The sequence below is a fragment of the Micromonospora sp. WMMD723 genome, assembly GCF_049863385.1.
Classification (GTDB): Bacteria; Actinomycetota; Actinomycetes; order Mycobacteriales; family Micromonosporaceae; genus Micromonospora; species Micromonospora wenchangensis.
In genome coordinates, this window is sequence record NZ_JBMKNR010000001.1 from 6,224,533 (window position 1) to 6,244,423 (window position 19,891).

15 protein-coding genes are annotated in these 19,891 nt (G+C 73.6%); 3 read left to right on the top strand and 12 right to left on the bottom strand.

The window, feature by feature from the left end; all coding sequences use genetic code 11:
- Positions 1-85 precede the first annotated feature (85 nt).
- From ACN261_RS27150 to ACN261_RS27160, 3 genes are read right to left on the bottom strand one after another with little or no spacing between them, the layout of a single operon-like run.
- Positions 86-997 (bottom strand): sulfotransferase family protein, encoded by a 912-nt coding sequence (locus tag ACN261_RS27150; protein WP_425852834.1) that lies wholly within the window; start codon positions 995-997, stop codon positions 86-88.
- A 3-nt stretch (positions 998-1,000) separates the two neighbouring features.
- Complete coding sequence (locus tag ACN261_RS27155; RefSeq protein WP_425852836.1) at positions 1,001-2,047, bottom strand: sulfotransferase family protein; 1,047 nt, start codon at positions 2,045-2,047, stop codon at positions 1,001-1,003.
- Positions 2,044-3,288, bottom strand: coding sequence for a glycosyltransferase (locus tag ACN261_RS27160; RefSeq protein WP_425852838.1), 1,245 nt, complete (start codon positions 3,286-3,288; stop codon positions 2,044-2,046). The genes ACN261_RS27155 and ACN261_RS27160 overlap by 4 nt, the downstream gene beginning before the upstream one ends.
- A gap of 240 nt (positions 3,289-3,528) precedes the next feature.
- Here ACN261_RS27160 and ACN261_RS27165 point away from each other — a divergent pair, with 240 nt between their 5' ends.
- Genes ACN261_RS27165 through ACN261_RS27175 form a run of 3 tightly spaced genes read left to right on the top strand, consistent with a single transcriptional unit; the run spans position 3,529 to position 6,768 of the window.
- Positions 3,529-4,464 carry a hypothetical protein gene (locus tag ACN261_RS27165; RefSeq protein ID WP_421482493.1) on the top strand — a complete coding sequence of 312 codons (936 nt, stop codon included), beginning with the start codon at positions 3,529-3,531 and terminating at the stop codon, positions 4,462-4,464.
- Positions 4,457-5,263: a sulfotransferase family protein gene (locus ACN261_RS27170; RefSeq protein WP_425852840.1), complete on the top strand. Its 807-nt coding sequence runs from the start codon at positions 4,457-4,459 to the stop codon at positions 5,261-5,263. Before ACN261_RS27165 ends, ACN261_RS27170 begins: the two co-directional genes overlap by 8 nt.
- Before the next feature lie 20 nt (positions 5,264-5,283).
- The gene (locus tag ACN261_RS27175; RefSeq protein WP_425852842.1) at positions 5,284-6,768 is read left to right on the top strand and encodes a hypothetical protein; all 1,485 of its coding nucleotides are present in this window, start codon (positions 5,284-5,286) and stop codon (positions 6,766-6,768) included.
- Positions 6,769-7,000: 232 nt separating this feature from the next.
- On the opposite strand, the gene ACN261_RS27180 is transcribed toward ACN261_RS27175, so the two are convergent.
- From ACN261_RS27180 to ACN261_RS27220, 9 genes are all read right to left on the bottom strand, one after another.
- Entirely contained in the window at positions 7,001-7,846 is an 846-nt protein-coding gene (locus ACN261_RS27180) for a sulfotransferase family protein (protein ID WP_425852844.1), read from the bottom strand.
- On the bottom strand, positions 7,843-9,456 hold the full coding sequence (locus ACN261_RS27185; RefSeq protein ID WP_425852846.1) for an oligosaccharide flippase family protein: 1,614 nt from the start codon (positions 9,454-9,456) through the stop codon (positions 7,843-7,845). Before ACN261_RS27185 ends, ACN261_RS27180 begins: the two co-directional genes overlap by 4 nt.
- 6 nt (positions 9,457-9,462) lie before the next feature.
- Entirely contained in the window at positions 9,463-10,536 is a 1,074-nt protein-coding gene (locus tag ACN261_RS27190; RefSeq protein WP_421482498.1) for a Wzz/FepE/Etk N-terminal domain-containing protein, read from the bottom strand.
- A gap of 11 nt (positions 10,537-10,547) precedes the next feature.
- A complete protein-coding gene (locus tag ACN261_RS27195) occupies positions 10,548-12,047 on the bottom strand; it encodes an O-antigen ligase family protein (RefSeq protein ID WP_425852848.1) in 1,500 nt (499 codons plus the stop codon).
- A gap of 102 nt (positions 12,048-12,149) precedes the next feature.
- Positions 12,150-13,403, bottom strand: a complete 1,254-nt coding sequence (locus ACN261_RS27200; protein ID WP_425852850.1) for a glycosyltransferase family 4 protein — start codon at positions 13,401-13,403, stop codon at positions 12,150-12,152.
- Positions 13,404-13,641: 238 nt separating this feature from the next.
- Positions 13,642-16,860: a ThuA domain-containing protein gene (locus tag ACN261_RS27205; protein ID WP_425852852.1), complete on the bottom strand. Its 3,219-nt coding sequence runs from the start codon at positions 16,858-16,860 to the stop codon at positions 13,642-13,644.
- 404 nt (positions 16,861-17,264) lie between these two features.
- Positions 17,265-18,377 carry a sugar phosphate isomerase/epimerase family protein gene (locus ACN261_RS27210; protein WP_421482503.1) on the bottom strand — a complete coding sequence of 371 codons (1,113 nt, stop codon included), beginning with the start codon at positions 18,375-18,377 and terminating at the stop codon, positions 17,265-17,267.
- Between the two features lie 451 nt (positions 18,378-18,828).
- Positions 18,829-19,410, bottom strand: a complete 582-nt coding sequence (locus ACN261_RS27215; RefSeq protein WP_421482504.1) for a TlpA family protein disulfide reductase — start codon at positions 19,408-19,410, stop codon at positions 18,829-18,831.
- On the bottom strand, positions 19,407-19,859 hold the full coding sequence (locus ACN261_RS27220) for a hypothetical protein (RefSeq protein ID WP_421482505.1): 453 nt from the start codon (positions 19,857-19,859) through the stop codon (positions 19,407-19,409). The genes ACN261_RS27215 and ACN261_RS27220 overlap by 4 nt, the downstream gene beginning before the upstream one ends.
- Positions 19,860-19,891: the final 32 nt, after the last annotated feature.

Consider the following 19,891-nt stretch of genomic DNA (forward strand, 5'->3'; position numbering starts at 1 on the left):
CTGCACCTGTAGGAACTTTCCCCACGCCGCTCCGACGACGCCGACGCGACGGCACCCGTCGTCCGGGTGGCGGGTGCCGGCCCGGTCAGCCCCGGTAGCCCCACTGGCGCAGCGGCTTGTCCAGCACCCGCTCCACGGCGGCGAGCTGCGCCACGCCCAACTCCTCGTGGTAGGCGGCCTGCCGCCCGGCGTGGAACCGGTAGCGTCCGAATCCCTTCTCGAACGCCGGTGACCAGTCCAGGCCGAGGAAGTCGAGCATCCGGGCCACCTCGGCGCGCGGGTCGGCGAGCAGGTCCTCGTAGCGCACGTCGAGCCACTGCCCCTCCGGGTGGGCGGCGCGGGCCTCGGCGAAGGAGTCCATCAGCATCTTCCAGCCCAGCGCGGCGAGCACCGGGAACGACCTGTCGTATTCTTCCCACTCCCGCTGCAGGTCGGTCGGCAGCGGCCCGAGGAACCAGTTCTCCGGTCCGCGCCAGCCGTCCCACCAGCCCATCTGGAGCCAGGAGTTGGTCACCGCCCGACCGTCGCGGACCACGTTGACCACCCGCAGCTCCGGGTAGCCGGCCCGCAGGAACCCGGTGCGCGGCCACCCGGTCACGTGGTGCAGCAGCAGCCGGCAGCCCTGCCGTTCGATCCGGGCGTCGAAGAAGGCCCGCAGCCGCCGCCGCAGGTACGGGGTCAGGTCGTCGGCGCTCAGGTCTCGGCACGGGCGGGAGAAACCGGCCACCACGTGCCGGTCCAGCAGGTGGTACGCCTCCGACGGGGCGACCCGCAGCCGACCCTTCTCCAGCAGCCGGCGGCTGTGCCGCAGCGACGTCATGCCCGCCGGGCGGGGCGCGGAGCGCCGGTACAGCGGGCCGTTGAACCGGCCGGTCAGGTTGAGCCGGGACAGCTTGTCGTCGACCCCGGAGACGAACCCGACCCCGGGATGCCGGGACAACAGCTCCTGCACCAGGGTCGACCCGCACCGCCCGGTGCCCACCACCACCGCCAACATCGCTCAGCCCTCCTCGTGCCCGGCCGCCGCCGGCTGCCGGACCTGCGCCGACCCCCCGGACCCCACCGTCTGGCCGGAGACCACCGCCGGCCCGGACCCCACCGCCGGGCCGGGCCCCGGGCCGCCGCGCCGCCACGGGTAGCCGAACCGGCGCAGCCCCGGCGCGGTCAGCGCGGTGACCAGCGCGTACGACCGGCGGGACAGGTCGTGCCGCCACTGCACGTCGGCGGTGATCGGCACCGGACCGGTCCGGTGCCGCGACGGGTTGCCGGCCACCGAGTGCGTCGGCGTCAGCCGGACCGTCGCCGGGCCGGTGAACGGGCCGCCGTCGGGGTCCACCCCGGCGAACGCGGCGATCCGGCGCAGCGTCGCCTCCGGGTCGGCGGTCAGGTCCTCGTAGCGCACCCGCAGGTAGCCCGCCGGGGCGCGGTCGGCCCACAGCCGGACGGTGACGGTGTTCCAGACCAGCCAGAGCAGGGCGGCCTTCGCCACCGGCGGTCGGCTCATCAGCTCGGGGTCGGCGTCGCCGTCCAGCCCCCGGCGGCGACGCCAGGAGAACGCGGTGGCCCGGGGGTCGCGCACCAGGTGCAGCACCCGCAGCTCGACGCCGGGCAACGCGCCGAGCAACGCGCCGTACGGGGGCAGCTTCGACGAGTCGACCACCACCCGGGCCCCGGTGTGCCGGGCCACGGCGGCGTACAGGTCGGCCAGCGCCGCGTCGTCGGGATGCGCGGGCACCGGCCGGACGCCACGGCGGTGCCGGCGCAGCAGCGCCGGCAGGCCGCGCATCCGCAGCCGGCCGCGCAGCCCGGCGGCGATCGCGGCGGCCCGGTCGGTCGGCAGCTCCCGGCGCACCCGCTGCCACAGTGGGCAGTCCCGCAGCGGTCGGCCGCAGCCGCAGGGCCGGTTCTCCACCTCGCCGCGCTGCCACAGGTAGCGCAGTTCCCCGGCGGCGAAGACCCCGTCGTACTGACCCAGCACGGTGGTGACCAGGGTGCTGCCGCTGCGCCCGCTGCCGGCCAGGTAGAGCACCCGCACCGGGGGGTTCACACCGGCTCCCGCACGGTCCGGGCGGCGGTCGCGTAGACCTCCCGCAGCCGGGTCAGGTGCGCCTGCGGGGAGAAGTCCCGCTCCACCCGCGCCCGCCCGGCCCGCCCCATCCGGTACGCCCGCTGCGGGTCGGCCAGCACCCGGTGCAGCCCGGCGGCCAGCGCGGCCGGATCGTCGGCGGGCACCACCTCGCCGTCCACCCCCGGGGTCACCAGCTCCGGCAGGCCGCCCAGGTCGGAGGCGACCACCGGCACCCCGCAGCCGTACGCCTCCAGCACCGCCATCGGCTGGTTCTCGTTCCACCGCGACGGCACCGCCACCACCGTGGCCGAGCGGACCAGCTCGTGCAGCCGGGCCTTGTCCAGCCGGCCGTGGAAGCGGACCCGGCCGGGGGCCCGTCGCCGGGCCAGCTCGGTCAGCCCGTCGCGGACCGGGCCGTCCCCGGCGACCTCCAGCACGACGTCGTCGGGCAGCCGGGTGAGCGCCTCGATCAGCACGTCGACACCCTTCTCGGCGGCCAGCCGACCGGCGAAGACCACCGGGCCCCCGGGTGCCGTCTTCACCGCCGTCGCGGCGACGTCGACGAAGTGCGACACCACGTGCATCCGGTCGGGGAAGACCCCGGCCCGACGCATCACGTCGGCCAGGAACCGGCTCGGGCTGACGAACGCCTGCACCGGCCCGTACGCCCGGGTGGTGCGGTGCAGCCACGACTCGACGGCGAGCAGCGAGCTGGCCCCCAGTGAACCGTCCTTGCAGCGGCGGCGGGCCGCGCGCAGCGGGCCGCCGGTCACGCAGGCGTCGCAGACCGTTCCCCGGTCGAGCATCTGGTAGCTGGGGCAGGCCAGCTTGTAGTCGTGCAGGGTCATCACCGCCGGCACCCGGGCGGCCCGCACCGCGGCCAGCACCGACGGGGAGAGCTGGTGGTAGATGTTGTGCAGGTGGACCACGTCGGGCCGGAACTCGTCGAGCACCCGGGCCAGGCCCCGCCGGCTGGCCGGCGACCAGATCATCCGGGCCGCGACCGCCGCCCGGGCGCCCGCGCCGCGTGGCGTCGGGTCCAGCTCCACGTGGGACGGGAAGTGCCTGGCGTACGGGGTGGGCGCGTCGTTGTCCGGGTGGGTCATGCCGTAGAACGCCACCTCGTCGCCGTCGCCCCGCTGCAGCTCGGCGACGTCGAGCAGGTAGCCCTCGGCGCCGCCGCGCCGGTAGAGGAACTTGTTGACGTGGAGGACACGCATCGGCCTGCTCCGGAGATGGCTGCTGGGGTCCGTCGGGGGTCGCGGGGTGGGGTGGTCGCCCCGGACAGCAGCGGTGACCAGGGGCCCCACCGTATGCAACACCGGTGTCGTGAGTCCAGCTCATGATCCCCAAGTAGCCACACGGCCCATCGCCGGCTGACCACACGGCCACGTGGTCAGCCGTGATGATCTGCCGGTACCGTGTGCCCCACCCCGCCCGACGTGCCCGAGGAGGACCCGGTGCCCCACCCCGACGAACCCTCGGCGCTGGCGTACACCGCCCGACGGGTCCGCCGGCACCTGCGCTGGGCACGCACCGAGGGCGTCCGGCGGCTGATCGAGGAGGACCGGCTCGACCCGGTCGAGCGGGCCCGCACCGCGCTGGCGAAGTGGCGCTGGCGACGGGCCCACCCCGGGCCGCCCGGCCGGGCCGTCCCGGTCTACCTGGTGGGGCTGCAACGCTCCGGCACCAACATGCTGACCCGGGGGTTGGACGCCGACCCGTCGGTGGAGGTCCGCAACGAGAACGACCGGGCCGTGTTCCACCGCTTCCGGCTGCGCCCCGACCCGGTGCTGGCCGCCGTCGTCACCCGCAGCCGGCACCGGTACGTGCTGGTCAAGCCGCTGTGCGACACGCACCGGGTGGACGAGCTGCTCGACCTGCCCGGGGTCGCGCCGGGGCGGGCGCTGTGGGCGTACCGGGACGTCGACGACCGGGCCCGCTCCGAGGTGGCGAAGTTCGGCGACGCCAACCTGCGGGCGTTGCGGGCCATCGCCGACGGCACCATCTCCGACCGCTGGCAGGGGCAGCGGCTGGACGCGTCGACCCGGGAGCTGGTCGCCGGCTTCGACTACGACCGGATGACCCCGCACACCGCCGCCGCCCTGTTCTGGTACGTGCGCAACGCGTTGTACTTCTCCCTCGGGCTGGCCGACCGGCCGGACACCCTGCTCTGCTCGTACGACGCGCTGGTCGCCGACCCGGCGGGGTACACCCGGCGGCTGTGCGCCTTCCTCGACCTGCCGTACGACCCGGCGCTGCACGCGCACGTCGGCGCGCGCACCCCGGCGCGGCCCCGGCTGGACATCGACGACCGGGTGCGGGCGCTGTGCACCGAGCTGACCGGCCGGTTGGACGCGTCGGCCGGCCGGCAGGAGGCGGTGGACCGTGGCTGAACCGCACACCCCGCTGCCCGACGCCCGGCCGGACCGCCCGCAGGGGCCGATCTTCCTGGTCGGCTGCCAGCGCTCCGGCACCACGATGCTGCGCCTGGTGCTCGACTCGCACTCCCGGGTGAGCTGCGGCCCGGAGACCCGGTTCCTGGCCGACATGCAACGCATCGTCGGGCGGGACTGGGAGCGGCTGTCCCGCTTCGGGTTCCCCCGGGAGTACTGGCTGGCCCGCATCGCCGACTTCTTCGGCGGCATCCAGGCCGACTACGCCCGGTCCCGCGGCAAGAGCCGCTGGGCCGACAAGACCCCGCTGTACGCGCTGTCCATCGACTTCCTCGCCGAGGTCTTCCCCGACGCGCAGTTCGTGCACGTCGTGCGGGACGGCCGGGACGTGGTGGTGTCGCACCGCAAGCGGTTCGGCTACTGGTCGGCGGTGAAGTGCGTGGTGAAGTGGCCGCGCTACATCCGCGTCGCCCGCGCCGCCGGGGCCCGGCTGCCGGCCGACCGCTACCACGAACTGCGCTACGAGGAGACCGTCACCGACCCGGAGAAGGCCATGCGGGGCCTGTTCGAGTTCCTCGGCGAACCCTGGGAGGCAGGCGTGCTCGACTACGACGGCAAGCAGCACGACGTGGCGGGCAAGTACACCGCCGAGGCGGAGCGACGGCGGGCCGCCGCCGGCACCGACGCCCCGATCTACGGCTCGCGGGTCGGCACCTACCGCCGCGAGCTGGACCCTTTCCTGCGGCTGCTGGTCCGGGTCTTCTCCGGTGCCACCCTGCGCGAACTGGGCTACCGGTGAACCGCCGGGCCGGATCGCCGGTGGCCCGCCGGGCCGGGCGGCGGATGCTGGTCGCCGGGGCGGTGCTGTTCGCCCTGGTCGCTTCGGCGGCCTGTTCGGACGATCCCGCCCCCGGGCCGGCCCCGTCGGCGACCGCGCCGTCGGCCGCCCCGTCGGCAGGTGCCAGCGGTACGCCGCTGCCGGCCGGTGCGCCGGTCCGCAACCCGTTCGGCGCGCACTGGGACTTCTCCCGGCACGACCAGTTCGTCCCCTACCTGGAGAAGCTCGCCGGCTCGGCGACGTACCACGAGCTGAGCTGGTGTGACATCGAGAAGACCCAGGGCAGCCCGGACTTCTCGGCGGTGGACCAGATCGCCGAACGCAGCCGCAAGCTCGGCATCACCCTGCACCTGAAGATCCGTACCGGGGTGTGCTGGGCGACCGGCGGGACGGCGAAGTTCACCCGGGGCCAGGCCAACAAGACCGAGTCGGCGATGCCGCAGGACCTGGCCGCCTACCAGAGCTTCGTCCGCTCGCTGGTGCAGCGGTACGCCCCGTACGGGGTCCGCGAGTACGCCATCGAGAACGAGGTCAACGCCCAGCAGTACTGGGCGGGCAGCCCCGAGGACTACCGCCGGCTGGTCACCGCCGCCGCCGAGGCGATCCGCGCGGCCGACCCGCAGGCCAAGGTGGTCGACTCGGGCATGAGCAGCGTCGCGTACGGGATGGGGGTCGCCGACCGGCTGCTGCGCGCCGGTCAGTCCGACCAGGCCGTCGCCGCCTACCAGGCGTACTTCCAGCGGCGGATCGGCACCCGGGGTCGGCTGATCCCGGCGGTGAACGACCCGACGGCGTTGCGTACCGCGCTGGACAACGCACAGAACTCCCGCAACCTGGCCTACCTCGCGGTCACCGAGAAGCTGCTCGACGACCGGGTGGTCGACGTCCGGCAACTGCACTTCTACGAGCACTTCTCCGGGGTGCCGGCGCTGCTGGACTACCTGCGGGCGGAAACCCCGGCCGGGGTGCCCGTGCAGGCGTGGGAGGTCGGCCAGTTCTGGAAGGACGGCGACGACGACGCGACGGCCCGGGGCGACGAGATGGTCAAGGTGGTCAGCATGCTGGTCGCGGGGGGCGTCCGTGAGGTGCTCTGGCTGCCGCTGGCGTACAACCCGAACAACCGGGCCGGCGCGGAGGTCCGCTACGGGCTGCTCGACCCGGACGGCACCCAGCGGCAGGCCGGCGCGATGATGGCCGCCCTGGCGGCGGCGGCGCGGGACGCGACGGTCGAACCAGTGAACGCCAAGGGCCTGACCGGGGTGGCGTTCCGGCGCGGCGCGGAGAGCACCCTGGTGGTCTGGTCGACCTCCACCGGCACCGTGTCGTTGCCGGCCACGGGCGGGGTGACCGGGGGCCCGGTCGGTGCCCACCCGGCCGCCCGCGCGGGCGCGCTGCCGATCGGACCGAGTCCGGTGCTGCTGCGCGCCACCGGCACCCCGGACGCGGTCCTCGCCCCGATCCGCTGACCGGCTCCCCCGCCGCACCCGCTGCGGTGCGAGGTGCGGTGGGGCCCGGGGCAATGCGGTCGGGACACAGGGGGGTGCGGTCGGGCACGAGCGGGTGCGGTCGGGCTCCCATGATCACACTGCGAATCGGTGCACTGATCTCGGCGTGTCGGCTACTTGATCGCAATCTGTTCATGGTCCCGCACGCTGGCGCGACGGCATTCACCCCGGCAACGGGAGGTGTGCCGCTCGCTCACCAGGTACGCGACCAGCCGAGCAGGTCCGCCAGGCGGGCGTTGTGCGGGGCGAACCCGGCGGCCAGGTCGGCCCGCAGCGCCGGGGTGAGCTGCGACGGCCCGCTGTCCGTCCGCCGGGTGTGCCGGGCGAACTCCGCCGGGGTGAACGGGGCCAGCCCGAGGAACCGCAGCACCCCGGCGTACGTGCCGGCGGGGTCGGCGTACAGGTCCTCGCTGCGGATCACGTGCAGCCGGTCGGCGGGCAGGTGGGCGTACCAGCGGTCGAGCTGTTCGGCGTAGCGGCCCCGGGCGGCGTAGGAGAAGTTACGCAGCGCGTGGTGCGCCGCCGGGGTGTCCGGCCCGTCGACCAGCGCCTCGGCCAGCCGCCCCGGTTCGGCGGCGAGCGCCTCGGCGAAGCCCAACGGCTCCACCCCGTACGACCGGGTGTGCAGGTAGTGCGAGTAGGCCCGCTCGACCGGGTCGCGCAGCAGCGCCACGAACCGGGCCTCGGGCAGCGTCGCCGCCACCCGGGCCGGCACGCCGGGGTGGAACAGGTAGTAGGGGCTGGCCTCGAAGCTGCGCCGGCCCGGGGCGGCCGGCGGGAAGTGCGCCCGGTACCAGCGGGTTCCCCGGCCGAAGTGCAGGCTGAAGAACTGGAGTTCCTTGCCGGTGGCGGCCCGCACGTCGGGGTGCGCGGCGAGGTAGTGGTGCAGCGAGGTGGTGCCGCACCGCTGCCCACCGATGATCAGGAAGTCGGGCAGCGCGCCGACCCGGCCGGGCAGCGCCGCCCGGGACCAGGCGCGGGTGCCGCGTACCACCCGACGGAGCCGGTCCACGGTGGCCCGGCGCGGTCCCGTGCTCACCGCGACACCACCCGTCCGGAGGTGTCCCGGCCGCCCCCGCCCACCCCGGAGGGCGGCGGGCCGTCGTCGGACGGGACGATGCCCGGGGCGTCCCCGGTGGCGTCGGACGGGTCGCCGCGGCGGCGTCGGCGGGCCAGGGTACGCAGCACCATCAGATCCTCCCGGCTGAGCCCCAGCGCCAGCACCGTCCCCAGGTAGACGGCGACGATCGCGGTCAGCCCGGCGACCGGTCGCCACGGCCAGCCCGGCACCAGCCAGCGCACCAGCAGCCCGGCGGCCAGCGCGGCGGCTCCGGCGGCGAGCCCCTTGGCCATCCCGACGGTGAACGGCAGCGCGCCGGTCAGGTGGCGGACCTGCACCACCCGGGCGATGTTGACCACGATCAGCGAGGCGCTCCACGCCGCCGCCGCGCCGACGATCCCGTACGCGGGGATGAGCCACAGGTTGAGCAGCACGTTGAGCACCAGGGCGACCAGGTTGTCGGCCATGTTGAGGGCCACCCGGCCGGACATGTTCAGCACCGTGCCGCACGGGCCGGTGGCCGCGTTGACGAGCTGGCCGAGGGCGAGGACCACGGTCACCGCCGCGCCGGTGGCGACCTCGCCGCCGAAGACCCGCAGCAGGTCGCCGGGGAGGACCAGCAGCGCCACGAACGCCGGCAGCGACAGCCGCACCACCCAGCCGGTTGCCACCGCGTAGACCCGGCGGACGTCGTCGAGGTCCCCCCGGTGGTGCAGGTGCGCCAGGTACGGGCCGAACGCCGCGTTGACCGGGGCGAGCACGAAGATGGCGACGGTGACCAGCCGGGTGGCGACGTTGTAGACGCCGATGTCCGGGTTGGCGAAGAAACCCAGCAGCAGGGTGTCGACCCAGATCAGCCCGGTCGACGACAGCGACGACACCCAGCTGACCGTGGAGAAGCGGAACAGCTCCCCCGGCCGGTGCACCGGGCGGGCCGGCGGCACCCGGCGGACCAGCCGGGCCAGCGCCAGCAGGGCCAGCAGGGCGGCCGACCAGCCGGCCACCACCAGCGCCCAGAACGCCCCGGTCAGCCCGGCCCCGGTGAGCAGGGCGAGCGCGGTGAGCAGCAGCCGGGTGCCCGGCTCGTAGAGCTGACCGATGAAGGTGTACGGCCGCTGCGTCCGCCAGCCCCGGGTCGCCGCCAGCGCCGCCTCGCAGACCGTCGAGGCGGGCAGGGTCAACGCGACCAGCCGTAGCCCGGTGACCAGCCCCGGGTCGTGCAGCCGGTCGGCCAGCCAGGGTGCGCCCCAGACCAGCGCCCCGGCGAGGAGGACCGACGAGCCGGCCGAGACGGCCAGTCCCAACCGGACGGTGCCGCGCAGCGCCGGGGCGTCGTCGTCGGCCAGGTGCACCGCCACGAACCGGGTGAGGCCGGCCCGGAACCCGGACAGCGACAGCAGCCCGGCCAGCGACAGCACCGCGTAGCACTGGGCGTACCGGCCGACCTCCCGGATGCCCAGCACCCGGGCCAGCAGCAGCATGATCAGGAAGACCGCCGCCTGGCTGAGCAGGGCACCGAGCAGGTTGAGCCCGCCGCCGCGGGCCATCCCCCGGACGTGCCTGTCGCCCTGCGCGGACGCGTGCGCCACCACCACCTACCGGCGTCGGTGCTGCTCGGGCACGGTCGAGGTGACGACCGGCAGCACCACCGTGTCGTCGCCGCCACGCCGCCCACCGGTCAGCGCCGGGGCGGCCCGGCCGACCGCCGGCCGCTGACCGGACCGGCGGCTGCGCGGCAGCCACTCCAGCACCGCCACCAGCAGCACGGCCAGCAGCAGGCCGGCACCGGACACCGGCAGCACCAGGGCGACGAGCGCCCTGACCCGGGACACCGGCTGCACCTCGCCGACGCTCGTCACCTTCTCCGGGTCGGCGGCCTGCGACTGGGCGCGGGCCTGTTGCAGCCCCTGCCGGGCCGAGGCCAACGCGCTGGTGGCACTGTCGCGTTGGGCGATCAGCGCCTGGTAGTCGGGCAGCTTCGGGCCGAGCCCGTCGAGCCGCTTCTGCCCGGCGCTGATCGACTCGGCGGCGGCGTTGGCGCCCCGGGTGTTGCCGACCGCCTGCATCTGCAACTGCTGCTGCCGCAGGCTGGCGATCTCCTGCAGGGTCGACTGGTAGAGCTTGTCGGGCTGGCTGACCTTGTTGGCCTTCTCCCAGTCGTTGATCGCCCGGGTGGCGGTGGTCAGCTCGTCGGTGGCCGTCTTCACCTCGTCGGTGGCGATGCCGACCTGGCTGGCGAACAGGAAGGCCAGGGCCCGCTTGCCGGTCGCGGCGAGCACCGAGGCGACGGTGGACCGGTCGGTGGCGGTGTAGGTGACGGTGAGCTGGCTGCTCGCCCCGACCTGCTTGACCGCCAGGCCGTCGCGCAGCGCGTCGGCGGAGACCCCGGTGTCGGCGGCCACCTGGTCGACCACCTGCGGGGAGGTCACCGCCGCGGCGAAGGCCGCCGCGAACTGGTTGGCCGCCTGGGTGCCGGTGTACTGCTGGGCCGCGCTGCCGCCGACCAGGGCGGGGGCGGCGACGTACGAGGTGGCCGCGTACTGCTGCGGGCCGAGCAGGACGATCAGCGCGGCCGCCGCCCCGGCCACCAGCGGAATGCCCACCAGCAGCCAGAGCCGACGCCGCGCGACCCGCAGATAGTCGACGATCTCCACCCTGCTGCTCCCCACTGCTTGATCCTTCATCGGTTGGTCCGGGCGGTCGTCACCGGTCGGGGCGTCGCCGTCCGGGTCGGCTCGGCCGGTAGCCCCCGGGCGACCGCGCCGGCTGCCGCGGCGAACGCCGCGAAATACCACAGGGTGACCACGTTCGAGATCACGTTGGATGCCGCGCTGACCGCGACGAAGGCGACCGCGCAGCCCAGGAACCCGATCGCGATGCCCCGGCCGAGCGTGCCCGGTGGGGCGCGGCGCAGCGCGTTGAGCCCGGTGTGCAGGCACAGCGCCATCATCGCCAGGTACGCCAGCAGCCCGGCCAGCCCGGTCTCCACGTACGCGCGCAGGAAGTCGTTGTGCGGCTTCTTCGCCTCGTCGGCCTCGAACTTGGTCATGTTGGGGCCGATCCCGGTGACCGGGTTGCGGTTGGCCAGCGACACGATCTCCGACCAGTAGCCGACCCGCCAGGCGAGGGTGTTGCCGGTCGGGCCACCGCCGACGGCGCTGCTGTCGGCGAGCTGCCCGAAGCGGTGCGCCACGCTCGGCAGCAGCGCCACCCCGGCCACCGCGACCAGGCAGAGCGCCACCAGCATCCGCCGGCTGCGGTGCAGCACCGCCACCACCAGCAGGCCCAGCCCTGCCCCGAGGATCGCGCTGCGGGTGTTGGTGAGCAGCAGGAACAGCAGCGACGCGGCGAGCAGCACGCCGAGGCCGAGCCGCAGCCGGCGGCTCAGGTAGCGGTGGATGCCGAACCCGAAGATCACCATGAACATCAGGTAGCGACCGAAGGTGGTGGACTGGCTGAACGGGCCGCTGATCCGGGTGAAGTCCCCCTTGATCTCGGCCGGGGGGTGGCCGAGCAGGGACAGCACGGCGGTGTAGCCGACCGCCAGCGCCAGCGAGACGTACGCGGCGAGCAGCACCCGGCGGACCGCCGGCAGGTCCGGCATCAGCTGCTCCAGGACCACGAACATCACCACCACGGTGCCGATGCGCAGCGCCTCCAGGGCGCTGGGCACCGGTTGGGCGGCACCTGCCGCACTGACCAGGCAGGTGGCCCCGACCAGCAGCATCGCCACGCCGAGCGGCGAGCCGCGCAGCCGGCCCCGCTGGCGGAGCTGGGCGGCGAGCCAGAGGCCGGCGGCGAGCAGGAACAGCACCGCGAGGATCGTCGACGGGTCCATCGCCCGGGTCGCCCCGGCGCCGTCGGCCCGGCCGGCGGTCGGGCCGCTGAGCTTGAACAGGTCGACGCAGGAGCGGACCGCCAGCATCAGCAGCACGTACGCCGCGAACCGGGTGAGCGCGAGCACCCCGACGGCCAGTCCGGCGAGGACCACCAGGGGCAGCACCGCGCCGACCCGGCCACCACCGGACGCGGTCAGGCCGACGCCGAGCGCCACCCCGGCGCACAGCAGCGCCGCGCCCACGGTCAGCAGGCGGGCGGTCGGATCACCGGCGGCCCACCGTCGCCGCCCGCCGTCGGGCAGGGTGAGGTCACCCTCCGTGCCGTGTCGCTGTCCGTCCACCGCTCGCCGACCACTCGTTTCCTGGGAACTGTTGCCGGTCGCCGCCGACGGCCGGAAGAACGGCCTAATCTAACGGTCGCCGAGGTCGGGGGACATGGGCCGTTACGCCGACCGTGGGCGACCCAACGTCCGGTTCCCCGGGGCGGGGGCGCGCAGGGCCAGCGAGAAGTAGAGTCTCTCCAGCTCACGGGCGGCGGAGTCCCAGCTGTACTCGGCGAGCACCCGGTCGCGCAGCAGGGCCGCGCCGGCCCGTTCGGCCGGCAGGTCGGCGGTCACGGTGCCCAGCGCCCGCAGCAGGTCGTCGACGTCGCCGTCGCGGAACAGCCGCTGCCCCGGGGCGTCGCGGTCGAGCACCTCGCGGTGGGGTTCGATGTCGCTGGCCACCACCGGCAGCCCGTACGAGGCGGCCTCCAGCAGGGTCAGCGGCAACCCCTCCAGGCGGGACGGCTGGACGAAGGCGGCGGCGTGCGAGTACAGCCCGGCGAGCACGTCGCCGTAGACGAAGTCGGTGAACACGATGCGTGGATCGTCACCGGCGGCCTCGCGGAGCCGGGCGACGTAGCCGTCGGTGAACGCCGAGCCGCCGACGATGGCCAGCCGCAGGTCGGTGGGGAGTCGTCGGAACGCCCGCACCAGCAGGTCGGCGGCCTTCTCGGGGACGAGCCGGCCGACCAGCAGCAGGTATCCGCCGGGGCGCAGGCCGAAGCGGGACAACTCGCCCGGCGGCCGGTGGGTGGGGGCGGCCACGCCGTTGGGGATGTAGCGGGCGGGCCGGCCGAACCGGCTGGTGTAGTGCGCGGCGAGGCCCCGGGACACGGTGACCCGGGCGTCGGGCAGGTGACCGCTGAGCCGGTACGCGGTGCCGAGCACGGCCCGCGCCGCCCGGCCCCACTTGTCGCGCTGGTTGTCCAGCCCGTGCACGGTGAGCACCACCCGGGCGCGGGAGGCGTAGCGGGCCAGCGGCGCGGTCAGTACCGGGCCGAGGCCGTGGTAGTGCACGATGTCGGGGCGTTCGGTCAGCGCCGCCAGGGTCGAGGTGGCCGAGTGCACGATGGCGTCGAGGTGCTTGCTGGGCACGGTGCGGGCCCGCCGCAGCCGGATGCCCCGGTGCCGGGTCGTCTCCACCGCGCCGTAGCTGTCCCGGCAGTAGACGGTCACCTCGTGGCCGAGTCCGGCCAGCCGGCTGGCCATCTCCTCGACGTGCCGTTCGATCCCCCCGTAGGTGGCCGGCACGCCCTTCTGGCCGATCATCGCCACCCGCAGGGGACGCCAGGCCGGCGGGTGGGTCAGGCTCGGCTCCGTGTGGTCGGGGAGCAGCTGCTCTCCCCGGTCGACGGCATCGTTACGGAACGGCACTGTCCCCCCTCGTTTTCGCTGACCACCGGGGCGGTGGCGCGGCCCCCGGCGCACGGGACGCTAGATCATCGACGTCCGGTCGGCCACTGGCCGGTCAGTCAGACCTGACCGGCCACCGCCGGCGTCCGGCCAGGTCGGACACCCGCGGTGCCGACCGGTCGACCGCCGGTGACCGCCGGGTGCCGATACGCCGCCGGGAGGACGGAGTCTCCGTCCTCCCGGCGACCGGAGGGTGACGTCAGGAGGTCGGGCCGCCGAACTCCACCCAGTTGAGGTTGAACAGGCTGGTCGTGGGTCCGCCGGAGACGGGCTTGAAGACCAGGTAGAGCGCGTGGGTGCCGGCTGCCTGGCTGACCGGGAAGGTCTGGCTGGCCCAGGCGCTGGTGCCGGTGGTCGCGTTGAGCGTCGCGCTGGTCACCAACTCACCGGTCGGCGAGTCGAGCCGCAGCTCGACGATGCCGCGCGGGGTTCCGGCGGTGGCCGTGGAGCCACCGGCGTACCGGAAGGTGATCTTGTCGATCCCGCCCAGGTTGATCGGGTCGAGCGCGATGTGGTCACCGTTGTCGATGCCGGCCACGTGCTGCCCGCCACCGGCGTCGGTGGTGTTGGCCAGGGTGACACCCTGCTGGACCTGGGCGAACTCGGCCTGCTGCCGGAAGGTCTGCAGGACGATCTGGTCGAGCGAGGACAGCGCCGGCTGGCCGTTGGCGCCCTTGTCGGTGTAGGTGGCGCTGATCGCGCCGTACAGGTAGCCACCGGCGTGGTCGGCGCCGTCGGCCGGGGTCTCGAACGAGCCCGAGCAGCCGTTGGCGTCGCTCATGCCGTGGCCGTGGGTGTCGTGGCCGAGCACGAAGGAGACCGTGACCCGGCTGCAGTCGATCGGGCCGTCCTCGGGGTCGGTCACGGTGACCGTCCACGGCACGGTGTCACCCCAGTTGAAGAAGGTGCCCGACAGCGGCGAGGTGACCTTCACGGTGGGCGCGGTGTTGCCCACGGTGATCTCGCGGGTGAGCACCGCCGTCTTGCCGCTGGTGTCGGTGACCGTCAGCTTGGCGGTGTACACCCCGACGGTGGTGTAGGTGTGCGACGCGTCCCGGTCGGTCGAGTCGGTGGTGCCGTTGCCGTCGAAGTCCCAGGCGTAGGTGATGGTCTCACCCGGGTCCGCGTCGTAGGAGCCCTCGGCGGAGAACTGCACGGTCAGCGGCGCCGCACCCGAGGTCGGGCTGGCCTTCAGCTCCGCCACCGGCGCGCGGGTGCCCTTGGCGTAGCGGATCACCGACAGCGCGGCGTCCGGGTTGGCCCGGAAGAAGCCGTCGCCGTACTCCAGCAGGTAGAGGTTGCCGTCCGGGCCGAACTCCATGTCCATCGGGTTGTCGAAGACGAAGCCCGGCAGGAACTGCTCCACCCCGACCAGCTTGCCGCTGCCGTTGGTGCGCATCATGAAGATCTTGTCCCGGGTGAACTCCCCGAAGACCACCGCGTCGTGGTAGTACTCCGGGAACTTGGTCGCGGAGTCCAGCGCGGCGTCGTACTTGTAGACCGGGCCGCCCATCGGGCCGACGCCGCCGGTGCCGAGCACCGGCCACTGGAACTCACAGGTGCCGGGCGGGGTGCTCAGGTACGCCTCGGCGCAGGTGGTGGTCGCCCGGAAGGTGTAGTTGAGCTGCGGGTCCTGCACCGGCGGGAGGACCCGACGGCCGGTGTTGCGCGGCGAGTCGTTCACCGGTGCGGCGCAGTTGAACGCGCCCTTGGACTGCCTGGTGACGAAGTCGTAGTCGATGTACGGCAGGGTCGGCGAGTAGCAGTACGGCCAGCCGTAGTTGCCCGCCTTGTTGGCGGCGATCCACCGGCCGGTGCCCTCCGGGCCGCGGGCCGCGTTCGGCACCTGCGAGTCCGGCGAGTAGTCACCGATGTAGACGAAGCCCCGGGAGTCCACGTCGAAGCGGAACGGGTTGCGCAGACCCATCAGGAAGATCTCCGGGCGGGTCTTGTCGTCGCGGTCCTCGGCCTCGGGGAACAGGTTGCCGGCCGGGATGCTGTACGACCCGTCGGCCTTCACCTTGATCCGCAGCACCTTGCCCCGCAGGTCGTTGGTGTTGCCGGCGGAACGCTGGGCGTCGTAGCCCGGCCCCTGGGTCGGCGACTCGTTGATCGGGGTGAAGCCGTCCGAGCCACCGGCGTTGGTGTCGTCGCCGGTGACCAGGTAGAGCAGCCCCTTGCCGTCGAACTTGATCTCACCGGCGACGTGGCAGCAGACACCCCGGTCGGTGTCGACCTTCATGATCTTCTGCTCGCTGGCCAGGTCCAGGTGCGGCGTCGGCTCCTCGACCCACTTGAAGCGGGACAGCTGGTTGTGCCCCTTGTAGGCGTCCCACGCGTTCGGGTCGGTGCTGGTCACCGGCGCGTCGGTGGTCGGGGTGTCGAGCTTGGGCGCGTAGTAGACGTACACCCACTTGTCGGTGGCGAAGTCCGGGCCGACGGTGACCGACTGGAGGCCGTCCTCGTCGTGCTGGTACACCGGGATGGTGGTGATGACCGGGCTCGCGCCGGTCTTCGGGTCGTAGAGACGGATCTCGCCGGCCCGGGTGTTGTGCAGCACCCGACCGTCGGGCAGCACCGACAGGGTCATCGGCTCGCCCGGCTCGTCGTTGAGGATGACCTTCTCGTAGTTGGCCTTGACGGTCGCGCCGCAGTCGCCCTGGACCATGCCGGCCGACCACTGGATCGCGCCGAGCAGGTGCTTGCGGAACGCCGAGTTGGCGTACGTGTCGGCGCTGTCACCGAGTCCGGTGTAGAACGACCGGCCGCCCTGGAAGTCCTTGCACCAGGAGATCGGGTGGTCGTAGCCCATGGTGCCGCCGGTGAAGCTCTTCTCGTCCACCGTGGCCAGCACGTGGGCGGTGCCCCGGACGTTGGTGGTGAAGTTGTACCACTGGTCGTCGAGGGTGAGCTGCCGGGCGAGCGGCTTGCTCGCCGGGTGCGCCCGGTCGGCCACGTCGATGGTGGCCGCCCCGCTCGACGCCGTACCGGCGGCGGTGGTGCCGACGATGTCGCGGTAGAACGTCCACGACGGCTCGGCCTCGACCGCGGCGTGGACGCCGAGGTAGCCGCCGCCGTTGCGGATGTAGCGTTCGAAGGCCGCCTCCTGGCCGCCGTTGAGCACGTCGCCCGTGGTGTTGAGGAAGACGACCGCGCCGTAGCTGGCCAGGTTGTCGTCGGAGAAGGCGGTCGAGTTCTGGGTGACGTCGACGGTGAAGCCGTTGCCCTTGCCCAGGGTGCGGATCGCGTTGACGCCCTTGTCGATCGACGGGTGACGCTCACCGTCGGTCTTGGTGAACACCAGGACGCTTGTCGGGTCCTGGGCCGGCTGGGCCAACGCGGGAGCGGTCGCGGCGAGCGGGACGACGATCCCGACCCCTGCGATCGCGGCGAGCCATCGGTGTACCGATCTTGCCATCTGGTTCCTCCGGTGGGGGACGATGTGCTGCCTGCTCCGGGCGGGTGCCGGGGCCACCCGGGTGGTGCGGTGCCGCGTCTCGCTCTCCGGTGGGGACGGGACGACGCCGTCCCGACCCCGTGCGGTTCGCCGACCGGGGAGCTGCGTACGGCCGGGGCCCGTGCCGGGGCGCGCGGCAGCGCGGCCCGGGGTCACGGGTCGGAAGAGGTGATCAGGTGGTACGGGCCCGCCGGGGCGGCACGCCCGGTGGTGTCCGGGGCCGCCGGGCGGCCCGGACTCCTCGGGGCGGGCCCGGGAGGTGGCGGTCGCGTCGGGGGACGCGACCGCCACCGCCGGTGCCGCCGGCGGTGGTGCGACCGCCGGTCGGTGCGCTGGCGGCGGCCGGCTGCCGGCCGCCGGGCGGGTCAGCTCTGGTGGTAGATGGTCAGGTCGGCCATGTTGGCGTAGCTGAGCCGGGCGAAGTCCAGCGACTGGCCCGGGTTGGCGGCACCGCCGGGGGCGGTGTCCATCTCCCAGTTGGCGTGGTGGAAGTCGGACTCGCCGATGGTCTGGAAGAACTGCTGGAAGTTGATGTCGCCCTCACCGAGCGGGATCATCTCGTAGCCGTTGGCCAGGGCGGAGTTGCGGTTGCCGTCCTTGGCGTGGAACAGCGGGAACCGCTTGGTGCGCCGGGCCACGTTCAGGATCGGGTCGAACAGCGAGGTCTTCTGCTGTCCGGCCGAGTTGGTGTACTTGGTGTGCTTGAACCGGGCCACGTACGCCCAGTAGATGTCGCACTCGAAGTAGACGTACTTCGGGTCGGTCTTGGCGAAGAAGTACTCCAGCCGGCGCACGCCGGAGGAGCGGGTCGGCTTGCCGTTGGCGTCCAGCGGGCCGCTGTCGAGCAGGAACGAGTAGGCCACGTCGTGGTTGTGGGTGTAGAGGCGCATCTTGCGCTCCTTGGCCTGCCGGCCCAGCTCGTTCCACAGGTCGGCGGCGGCGTCCCAGTCGGACTGGTAGGCGCTGTTGGTCGGGTCGCTGCCGGTGCCGATGTTCTTCATGCCGAGTTCCTCGGCGATGTCCAGCTGCTGCTGGAAGGTGGCCGCGTTGATCGACGTGTGGGTGCCGTTGGCGACCAGCCCGTTGTCGTCCAGGATCTTGCGGATCTCGGTCGGGGTGATCTGCCGGCCCAGGATCGAGGTGTGCTGGTTGTAGCCGGCGAACTCGATCTCCTTGTAGCCCATCTCGGCCAGGCTGGCGAGCACCCGCTCGAAGCCGTAGGGCACGCCGCTGTCGTCGGGGGCGGCGGAGATGCGGTCCCGGACGCTGTAGAGGATGATGCCCCGGTTCTGCGCCGGGATGAGCGGGTCGACCTGCCACTTGCCGTCCGCGCGGGCCGGGCCCTTGGTCTGGAGCACCGGCAGGCCGGCCGCGCCGAGCACGGCGGCGGCACCGGCCGACGCGGCCAGCAGCTTACGGCGGGTGACCTGGGCGCGGTACTGGGGGTCGGAGGCCATGCGGCGCTGATCCTCGTTCACAAGTTCCACCTTTCGAGGGTGGCCCTGACGGGCCACTGAGACGTGCGAGTCCTGCTGGGAGAGTTCGAAGGACCTGCGCCGCCGAATACGCGTGGCCCGGTGGATGACTGCTCGGTCAAGGGGGGATGTCAACCGTGTTACGTCTGTGAACCGGACACTAACGGTGGCCGACGGCTAAAGATAGACCTCCGACGGAGAAACTTTTGTTCGCGAGAACAAAAGTTCCTGATGGTCAGAACCGATGCCCGAACGGTCGCCCACCATCGGCTCCCCGGTCGATGCCCCGTCCCTCACCAGCACGAACACCGACGACAACGGGACGCGGACAGGCGGACGCGACGCGGGGGCGCGGGGTCGACCGCAATCGAATCGACACCACGCCCGTCGCGTCGCCCCCGACCGCTCCACCATCGACCGGAGCGTCGGTCCGCCGTGCGGGGAGCCCGGTCCGCTACCCGGGACCGGCCAGCACCAGCTCCCCGAGCCGCTGCTCCAGCGCCGCCGCGTCCAGCCCGCCCGGCCAGCCGCGCAGCAACGCGCCACCCCTGGCGACCAGCACCACCGCCGGTGGCTCGCGCACCGCGTACGACCGCCAGATGGTCTGCTGGTCGTCCACCACGACGGGGTACTCCACCCGGTGCGTCCGCAGGTAGTCCTGCAACTCGTCGGCCTGGTCCGCGCCGGCCACCCCGACGAAGACCACCCGGTCGCGGTGCCGGCGGGCCAGCTCGCTCAGCGCGTCCTGCCGGTCGGCGCAGGTGGTGCACCAGGAGCTGAAGAAGGTGAACACCACCGGGCGGTCGGCCCAGAGCCGGGCGGCGGTGAGCGGGGTGCCGTCGGTCAGCCCACCGGTGAACGCCGGGGCGGCCGGCGCGCCGCCTGGCGGCGGGCGCAGCGCGAGGTCGGCGGGGACCGGTCCGGGCAACGTCGCGGCACCCCCGGCGAGGGCCGCCGGTGCGGGCCGGTCGGCCGGGCTGGCGGTGCAGCCGGCCAGCACCAGCACCGCCAGCAGCGGGGCGAGCAGCCGCCTCACGCCGGCACCACCGCGACCAGCGCCGGGCCCTCACTGGTGTCCGGGGTCAGGTCGAGCGCGGGCCGGCCGGCCACCTCCAGCCGGTACCCGGCGCGCTGCGGCACCCGCACCGGCACCGCGAACTCGCAGTAGGTCGGCACCCGTTCCACCTCGAGGTCCTCGTCGAACGCGGCCACCGCCGTGCCCGCCGGCAGCGTCCCGGTCACCAGGGCCGCCCCGTCGGGGTCGAGCACCCGGAACGGCGCCCGGTGGTGGAAGTAGAGGTACGGTCCGGTGCCGGCGCAGTCCACGCCCACGGCCCGGATGTTGATGTCGCGGACCAGGACCCGGACGGTGGTCGGGGTGGCCGCCTCCGGTCCGGCGTCGGCGTCACCGCAGCCGGCGGCCCCGACCAGCAGCAGGATCGCCAGCGCGCCGACGCCGTGGCGGGCGCTCGTGGTCAGCCGCACGTGGTCTCCTCCCACCCGTGCCGTGGGTCCGT

Bases quoted from the DNA above. Each gene is read 5' to 3' on its own strand.
- ACN261_RS27150 (WP_425852834.1), bottom strand. From the start codon at position 997: ATGTTGGCGGTGGTGGTGGGCACCGGGCGGTGCGGGTCGACCCTGGTG.
- ACN261_RS27160 (WP_425852838.1), bottom strand. From the start codon at position 3,288: ATGCGTGTCCTCCACGTCAACAAGTTCCTCTACCGGCGCGGCGGCGCC.
- ACN261_RS27205 (WP_425852852.1), bottom strand. From the start codon at position 16,860: ATGGCAAGATCGGTACACCGATGGCTCGCCGCGATCGCAGGGGTCGGG.